The following is an 862-nucleotide window of genomic DNA, read 5'->3' on the forward strand; positions in this document are numbered from 1 at the left end:
GCCGGCTGCGGCTCGGCGAGCAGCCGCGCGGCGCTCTCCCGGGCCCGCTCGGCCGTGGTCAGCGCCTGGTCCAGCCGGTCGCCCGCGCGCCGGTTGGTGACGGCGACGGCGGCGACGAAGCCGACCAGCGCGCCGACGAGGGTGTCCACCACCCGGTCGGTGATCAGTTCGGTCGTGTCCTGGGTGCGGGCGAACTCGGTGATGAGCAGGGCCATGGGGGTGACGCACACGCTGCCCAGCCAGTAGTTGCGGCCGATCAGCGCCTCCGCGCCGAAGCTGAGGGCGAGGCAGCACAGCACCAGGAGGGCGGGGTGCAGGTGGGTGAACGGGGCGAGGACGGCGAAGGCGAGGACGCCGACGAGGTTGCCCACGACCCGCTGCACGCCCCGGTTCCAGGTGAGCGTGACGTTGGCCTGGTAGAGGGAGGCCGCGGTCACCAGTGCCCAGTAGGGGCGGCCGACACCGAGGGCGAGGGCGGCGTATCCCGCGGACGCGCAGCCGAGCACGGTGCGGACGGCGATCGGCGCGCAGGGGGTGAGGCGGTGCCACGGCGACCGGGACGTCAGGGCGCGTTCGGCGGCCACGCCGATAAGTTCCTCGGCGGCTTCACGCGGCTGCGCGACACGCGGGACCCGGCCGGTGCCCCGCAGCCCGCGGGCCCAGGCACGCAGCCGCGCGGGATCGGTGTCGGCGGGCGCGGCGAGCGCGACCTCCGCGCGGACGAGGAGCTGTTCGACCGCGCGCCGGGTGGGGTCGGGGCGGGCGCCCACGGCGAGCAGGGACTGCCAGGCGGCGTGGATCGCGGCGGCGCTCGCCGCGCGGGCCCGGGCGTGGCCGTCGGCGGTGCCGCGCGTCTCGGCGT

The 862-nt window shown here is 77.1% G+C and carries 1 protein-coding gene; it reads right to left on the bottom strand.

The window, feature by feature from the left end:
* The coding region (locus GT045_RS13870; RefSeq protein ID WP_202528009.1) for an FUSC family protein at positions 1-862 on the bottom strand (862 nt) is incomplete at both ends.

Source organism: Streptomyces sp. SID486 (assembly GCF_009865385.1).
Lineage (GTDB): Bacteria > Actinomycetota > Actinomycetes > Streptomycetales > Streptomycetaceae > Streptomyces.